This window comes from Aquabacterium sp., assembly GCF_041915145.1.
Classification (GTDB): Bacteria; Pseudomonadota; Gammaproteobacteria; order Burkholderiales; family Burkholderiaceae_C; genus Aquabacterium.
This window is the reverse complement of sequence record NZ_JAYSBZ010000037.1, coordinates 24,159-31,143: the sequence shown is the minus strand read 5'-3', so window position 1 is coordinate 31,143 and position 6,985 is coordinate 24,159. Positions and strand designations below refer to the sequence as shown.

Sequence of the window (6,985 nt, the reverse complement as noted above, 5' to 3'; positions counted from 1 at the left end):
GCGCGCTGGTCTTGGGCAGGCGGCTCATATCAAGCAGTCGCACGGTGGGCATGCCCCCGCCGCCGATGCGCGCGGGCATGCCCAGCCGCTGGTAGCGGCCCGCGCCGCCTTCGCTCGCCGGTTGGGCGTTGTGCCAGGTTTCGATGGACGGCGTGGCCGAGCCGAGGATCACCGGCACGCCCTCGATGCGCCCGCGCATCACGGCCAAGTCTCGCGCTGAATACCGCGCGCCCTCTTGCTGCTTGTAGGACGGCTCGTGCTCTTCGTCGACCACCACCAGCCCCAGGCGCGGCAGCGGCGTGAAGACGGCCAGGCGCGTGCCCAGCACCACGTCGGCATGGCCCAAGTGAGCACGCAGCCAGTGCTGCAGGCGCTGCGCCGGCGTGAGGCCGCTGTGCAGCGCCACCACGCGCCGGCTGCCGAAGCGCGCGGCAAAGCGGCCGTGCAGCTGCGGCGTCAGGTTGATCTCGGGCACCAGCACCAGCGCCTGCCGGCCCGCGTCGAGCACGCGCTGCACCTCGCGCAGGTAGACCTCGGTCTTGCCGCTGCCGGTGGCGCCGTGCAGCAAGGTCACGCGCGGGGCGGCGCCCTCGGGCTGGGGCGCGGCCAAGGCCGTCAGCGCGGCGGCCTGCTCGGGGCTGGGCTCGGGCCAGGCGTCGGCGGGCGTGCCAGCGTCCACCGACGCGTCTTGGCCCTCTTTGTCCAGCTCCCGTTGCAGACGCTTGAGGCGCCGCGCCAGCTGGGTGCCGTCGAGCTGGCGCAGCTCGGGCGGCAGCACGCTGAGCGCCACCTCGCCGATCCCGCGCTGGTAATAGCCGGCCGTGAACTCGACCAGGCGCAGCCAACTCGCGGGCAACGGCGGCAACTCGGCCCACACCTCGGCCACCGGCTTGAGCGCCGCCTCGGCAACGGTGCCGTCGGACGCGCCGTGCCAGACCACGCCGGTCACCGTTCGCCGCCCAAATGGTGCTCGTGTCAATGCTCCAGGCGTAAGCGTGCGCTCACACAAATAATCCAGCGGCGCCCCGATGCCGCTGTGCTGGGGGGCATCCACCGCAACGCGCAAACGGTATACAACCCCCCCTGCCGACAACCCTGACGACGCAGGGTCGAGTGGCTCTTCCGAAGACGGCGAATTTGTGAGCTTGTTCACGGTCATTCGGGTTGATTCTTAGAAAAGCTGGCTAAGTCACTGATTCTTAAGGGTTTCAAACCTGTCCACTCGAACTGTGGATAACTTTGTGAGCAAGCTGCGCAAAGACGCGCTAACTGCTTGTCAGGCTTCAAATCAGCTTGCATTGCCTACAAAAAGGGCAGCTCAAGTTCGCCATATAAATCAAGCACTTAGCTCAGCTCCGCCGCGCGTTGTCAAGCCCTCGTCATCAGTTCGACACGGCGCTGTCGCACGCCCATTTTTGGGGATAAGTCAAGCACTGAGTACAGGCCCACCCCGTAAAAACCCGGCTTGCATTTGACGCTTCGCAAGCGAACCCGGCCGAGCAGTGCGACAACCCACCCGAATGGTTTACGCCATTTGTCGTAAAGAAGGGGCCCAGCGTGTCAGCCGGCGGCCCCAAATTGACTCAGCGCAGGCGCCGAGAGTAGCTGTGTACCGCCTCGACCAGCACCGCGACGCTCTCAGGCGGGGTGTGCTGGTTGATGCCATGCCCCAGATTGAAGATGTGGCCGGCGTGGCTGCCATCGGCGTTGCGCATCGGGCCGAAGCTGTCGAGCAGGCGCGCCACTTCGGCGCGGATCTGCTCCGGGCCCGAGAACAGCACCATCGGGTCGAGGTTGCCCTGGATGGCCACGCGGTCGCCCACGCGGCGGCGCGCTTCGCCCAGGCCGAGCGTCCAGTCCACGCCCACCACGTCCACGTCGCGCTCGGCGATCTGCTCGATCCACAAGCCGCCGCCCTTGGTGAAGACGATGCGCGGGATGCGGCAGCCGTCGTGCTCGGTCTTCAATTGCGCCAGCACGCGCTGGGTGTAGGCCAGGCTGAATTGCTGGAAGGCGCCGTCGGCCAGCGCACCGCCCCACGAGTCGAAGATCATCACGGCCTGGGCGCCGGCTTCGATCTGCGCATTGAGGTAGGCGGCCACGGCGTCGGCGTTGATCTGCAAGATGCGGTGCATCAGGTCGGGCCGGCTGTAGAGCATGGTCTTGACGAGGCGGAAGTCGTCCGACCCGCCGCCTTCGACCATGTAGCAGGCCAGCGTCCAGGGGCTGCCCGAGAAGCCGATCAGCGGCACGCGGCCCTTCACCACGCCATCCGCGCCGGGCTGCGCCAGCGCCTTACGGATGGTGCTGACGGCGTCGAACACGTAACGCAGCTTGTCGAGGTCAGGCGCGGCCAGCTTGGCCACGTCGGCTTCGGTGCGGACCGGGTTGGCGAAGCGCGGGCCCTCGCCAGCGGCGAAGCTCAAACCCAGCCCCATGGCGTCGGGCACGGTGAGGATGTCTGAAAACAGGATGGCCGCATCGAGCGGGTAACGATCGAGCGGCTGCAGCGTCACCTCGCAGGCGTAGTCCGGGTTGGTCGCCAGCCCCATGAAGCTGCCGGCCCGCGCCCGGGTGGCGTTGTACTCGGGCAGATAGCGCCCGGCCTGCCGCATCAGCCACAAGGGCGTGACGTCGGTGGGCAAACGCAGGCAGGCACGCAGGAAACGGTCATTGTGGAGGGCGGGCAAAGCGAAGGGGGGGGTGGCGGAGGTCATCCCGACATTGTAGAAAGCCTCGGCGCCCTCGCGTCAGCGTGCTAGGCTGCGCAGCACCGCCCCTTGAATTGCGCGGCACGCGGCCTCATCTGCGAAGGTGTCATAGCTCGTTGTTGTCGCGCTGTTGTCGCGTCGTTATTGGAGACTCCCGCTCATGCGCCGCCGTCTGCTTTCTCTCGCTTCCACCCTTGCTCTGTCCGCCACCGCGCTCTCGCTCACCGGTTGCGGCTACAACGATTTCCAGCGCGAAGACGAGGCCACCAAGGCCGCGTGGTCCGAGGTGCTCAACCAATACCAGCGCCGCGCCGATCTCATCCCCAACATCGTCGCATCGGTCAAGGGCGAAGCCAATTTCGAGCAGGAGACGCTCACCAAGGTGATCGAGGCGCGCGCCAAGGCCACCAGCATCCAGGCCACGCCAGAGCTGGTCAACAACCCCGAGGCCTTCCAGAAGTTCCAGGCCGCTCAAGGTGAGCTCACCGGCGCGCTGTCGCGCCTGATGGTGGTCAGCGAGAACTACCCCAACCTGAAGGCCAACCAGGGCTTTCAGGATTTGCGCGTGCAGCTCGAAGGCACCGAGAACCGCATCACCGTGGCGCGCAACCGCTACATCAAGTCGGTCGAAACGTACAACGTGCTGGCCCGCAGCTTCCCGACCAACCTGACGGCGATGGTCTTCCACTACCCGCCCAAGCCCGTCTTCACGGTGCAGAACGAAGCCCAGATCAGCACGCCGCCGGCCGTCAACTTCGACAAGAAATAAATGCACCCCGCCAGACTCGACAGCTGGCTGACGGCGCTGCTGCTGGCCGCTCTGTTGTGCTGGATGGGCATGGCTCCGGCACGCGCGCAAGACGTTCTGCCGGTGCCGCCGCTCAACGCCCGCGTCATCGACCAGACCAGCACCCTGCAGCCTCGCCAGCGCGCCGCACTCGAAGCCAAGCTGGCCGGCTTCGAGGCTAACGCGGGCACGCAGATCGTCGTGCTGCTGGTACCCACCACGCAGCCCGAAGACGCCGCCGCCTACGCCCAGCGCGTGGCCGAAACCTGGAAGATCGGCCGAGCCAAGGCAGGCGACGGTCTGCTGATCGTCGTGGCCCGCAACGACCGCACCGTTCGCCTCGAGGTGAGCAAGGCGCTCGAAGGCGCGGTGCCCGACCTGGCCGCCAAACGCGTGATCGATCAAACCATCGTGCCCGCTTTCAAGCAGGGCGACTTTGCCGGCGGGCTGAACGCCGGGCTCGACGCCGTGTTCAATCTGGTCCGCGCCGAGAAGCTGCCCGCCGGGCCTGGCTCGCAAGCCACGCGCCCAGCACCTCGCCCAACCGATACCGGCGGGGGCCTGTGGCAGACGCTGGCGCTGTTTTTGTTCGTCGGCGTACCGGTGGTGGGCGGCGTCCTCACGGCCATCTTCGGGCGCAAGCTCGGCGGGCTGCTCACAGCCGGTGCCTTGGGTTGGCTGGGCTGGGTGCTCAGCACCAGTCTGCTGATTGCCTTGGCCGCGGCTTTCCTCGCATTGCTGCTGGTGGGGGTGATGGGTGTCGGCTCGCGGCGTGGCAGTCTGGCGACCCCCGGCTATGGTGGTTGGGGCGGTGGATCGGGAGGCAGCTGGGGTGGCGGTTCAAGCGGCGGCTTCTCGTCGGGTGGTGGCGGTGATTTCGGTGGCGGCGGTGCCTCCGGACGTTGGTAGCACCGCTCGAACATCCCCCCGACCACGACACACCAGGCGACAGAGCCCAACCGGACCGCAACGCGAGATCGACATGCCACGCTGGAAGCGCATCCTCACCCACCGCTGGTTCGACGAGCGCGACGCGCGCCGCCTGCTCGACCACGCGGCCCTGTCCCGGCTGACCGAGCACGTGCGCCGCAGCGAGCAGCTGCACGACGGCGAGATCCGCCTGTGCATCGAGTCCGCCCTGCCCTGGCGTCACCTGTGGCAAGACGTGTCGGCTCGACAACGCGCAGCCGAGATCTTCAGCGAATTGCGTGTCTGGGACACCGAGCACAACAACGGCGTGCTCATCTATCTGCTGCTGGCCGAACATGCCATCGAGATCGTTGCCGACCGCGGCCTGGGCCGGATCACGCTGGCGCCGCACTGGCACGCGGTGCTCGCCGACGCGCAGCAGCATTTGCGCCAAGGCGCCATCGAGCAAGGCTTGCAAGTCGCGGTGGACGGCGTCAGCCAGGTATTGCAGTCGGCTTACCCGCCGCAAGGCCATAAGCCGGGCAATCAGCTCCCCGACGCGCCGGACTTGCGCTGAAGCCCGCGCACCAAGAAAAACAGCCCGCCGGCTTGCGCCTGACGGGCTGTTGGATGCGTGAACCACCGTTACCGGCAGTCCGCAGCGATCACTTGCGACGGAAGCGGCGAACCGCCGCCAGCTGAGCAACCATCTCGATCAGCTCGGCTTGCGCCGCAGCCAGATCGACATCGCTCTTGGCGTTCTTGATCGCTTCCTCGGCCAGACGCTTGGCCTCATTGGCCTTGGCCTCGTCCAGATCCTTGCCGCGGATGGCGGTGTCGGCCAGAACGGTCACGCGGTCAGGTTGCACTTCGAGAATGCCACCGGCAACGAAGACGAACTCTTCTTCGCCGTTGTCTGCACGCTCGATGCGCACCGCCCCAGGCCTGATGCGGGTGATCAGCGGCGTGTGCTTGGGCAGAATGCCCAGCTCGCCACTTTCGCCCGGCAGCGCCACAAGCTTGGCCTCGCCCGAAAAGATCGACTCTTCGGCGGACACGACGTCAACGTGGATGGAGGACATGTAGGTGCCTTTCGTTGCAGCCACCCCCGCCAGACCGAGGCCAGACAGGGGCGCAGGCAATGCCTTAGTTCAGGGTCTTGGCCTTCTCGAAGGCTTCGTCGATCGTGCCGACCATGTAGAAGGCCTGCTCGGGGAGGCTGTCGCACTCACCGGCCACGATCATCTTGAAGCCGCGGATGGTTTCCTTCAGCGGCACGTACTTGCCAGGCGAGCCCGTGAACACTTCGGCCACGTGGAACGGCTGCGACAGGAAGCGCTGGATCTTGCGAGCACGAGCCACCACCAGCTTGTCTTCCGGCGCCAGTTCGTCCATACCCAGAATCGCGATGATGTCGCGCAGTTCCTTGTAGCGCTGCAGCGTGCCTTGCACGGCGCGAGCGGTGCCATAGTGCTCTTCACCCACCACGTGCGGGTCCAGCTGACGCGAGGTCGAGTCGAGCGGGTCCACGGCGGGGTAGATACCCAGCGCGGCGATGTCACGGCTCAGCACCACGGTCGAGTCCAAGTGAGCGAAGGTGGTGGCAGGCGACGGGTCGGTCAAGTCATCAGCAGGCACGTAAACGGCCTGGATCGAGGTGATCGAACCGACCTTGGTCGACGTGATCCGCTCTTGCAGACGGCCCATTTCCTCGGCCAGCGTCGGCTGATAACCCACGGCCGACGGCATACGACCCAGCAGCGCGGACACTTCGGTGCCGGCCAGGGTGTAGCGGTAGATGTTGTCCACGAAGAACAGCACGTCGCGGCCTTCATCGCGGAACGACTCTGCAATGGTCAGACCGGTCAATGCCACGCGCAGACGGTTGCCCGGCGGCTCGTTCATCTGGCCGTAAACCATGGCCACCTTGGACTCGCCCAGGTTCTCGAGGTTCACCACGCCCGAATCGGCCATCTCGTGATAGAAGTCGTTGCCCTCGCGGGTACGCTCGCCCACGCCAGCGAACACCGACAGACCCGAGTGAGCCTTGGCGATGTTGTTGATGAGCTCCATCATGTTCACGGTCTTGCCCACACCGGCGCCACCGAACAGACCCACCTTGCCGCCCTTGGCGAACGGGCAGACCAGGTCGATCACCTTGATACCGGTTTCGAGCAGTTCCTGCGAAGGCGACAGATCGTCGTACGCCGGAGCCTTGCGGTGGATCGACGAGCTCAACGCCTGATCAACCGGGCCGCGCTCGTCGATGGGGTTGCCCAAAACGTCCATGATGCGTCCCAGCGTGGCCTTGCCAACCGGCACCGTGATCGGCGCATTGGTATTGGTCACCTGCATGCCGCGACGCAATCCGTCCGACGAACCCAGGGCGATGGTACGCACCACGCCGTCACCGAGCTGCTGTTGCACCTCGAGGGTCAGCGCGGAGCCGTCCATCTTCAGGGCGTCGTACACCTTGGGCATCTGGTCGCGCGGGAACTCCACGTCCACCACGGCGCCGATGCACTGAACGATCTTGCCCACTGCTTGTGTGCTAGCCATTTTTCGTTCCTTCAATCAA

The 6,985-nt window shown here is 66.1% G+C and carries 7 protein-coding genes; 3 read left to right on the top strand and 4 right to left on the bottom strand.

Annotated elements, in window-relative coordinates:
• Both ACE3SS_RS08765 and hemE read right to left on the bottom strand, forming a co-directional pair.
• Window positions 1-1,159, bottom strand: a 1,159-nt coding sequence (locus tag ACE3SS_RS08765; protein WP_374592987.1) for a DEAD/DEAH box helicase, incomplete at its 3' end; no start/stop codon positions are given.
• A gap of 424 nt (window positions 1,160-1,583) precedes the next feature.
• On the bottom strand, window positions 1,584-2,717 hold the full coding sequence (hemE, locus tag ACE3SS_RS08760; protein ID WP_374592985.1) for a uroporphyrinogen decarboxylase: 1,134 nt from the start codon (window positions 2,715-2,717) through the stop codon (window positions 1,584-1,586).
• Between the two features lie 154 nt (window positions 2,718-2,871).
• Between hemE and ACE3SS_RS08755 the strand changes: the two genes are divergently transcribed.
• The 3 genes from ACE3SS_RS08755 to ACE3SS_RS08745 all read left to right on the top strand — a co-directional run bounded on the left by ACE3SS_RS08755 (window position 2,872) and on the right by ACE3SS_RS08745 (window position 4,984).
• Window positions 2,872-3,480 (top strand): LemA family protein, encoded by a 609-nt coding sequence (locus ACE3SS_RS08755; RefSeq protein ID WP_374592983.1) that lies wholly within the window; start codon window positions 2,872-2,874, stop codon window positions 3,478-3,480.
• Window positions 3,481-4,407: a YgcG family protein gene (locus ACE3SS_RS08750; protein ID WP_374592981.1), complete on the top strand. Its 927-nt coding sequence runs from the start codon at window positions 3,481-3,483 to the stop codon at window positions 4,405-4,407.
• 73 nt (window positions 4,408-4,480) lie between these two features.
• Window positions 4,481-4,984, top strand: a complete 504-nt coding sequence (locus tag ACE3SS_RS08745; RefSeq protein ID WP_374592979.1) for a TPM domain-containing protein — start codon at window positions 4,481-4,483, stop codon at window positions 4,982-4,984.
• 88 nt (window positions 4,985-5,072) lie between these two features.
• On the opposite strand, the gene ACE3SS_RS08740 is transcribed toward ACE3SS_RS08745, so the two are convergent.
• Both ACE3SS_RS08740 and atpD read right to left on the bottom strand, forming a co-directional pair.
• The gene (locus ACE3SS_RS08740; RefSeq protein WP_374592977.1) at window positions 5,073-5,489 is read right to left on the bottom strand and encodes a F0F1 ATP synthase subunit epsilon; all 417 of its coding nucleotides are present in this window, start codon (window positions 5,487-5,489) and stop codon (window positions 5,073-5,075) included.
• A gap of 64 nt (window positions 5,490-5,553) precedes the next feature.
• Entirely contained in the window at window positions 5,554-6,966 is a 1,413-nt protein-coding gene (gene atpD / locus ACE3SS_RS08735) for a F0F1 ATP synthase subunit beta (protein WP_374592975.1), read from the bottom strand.
• Window positions 6,967-6,985 lie beyond the last annotated feature (19 nt).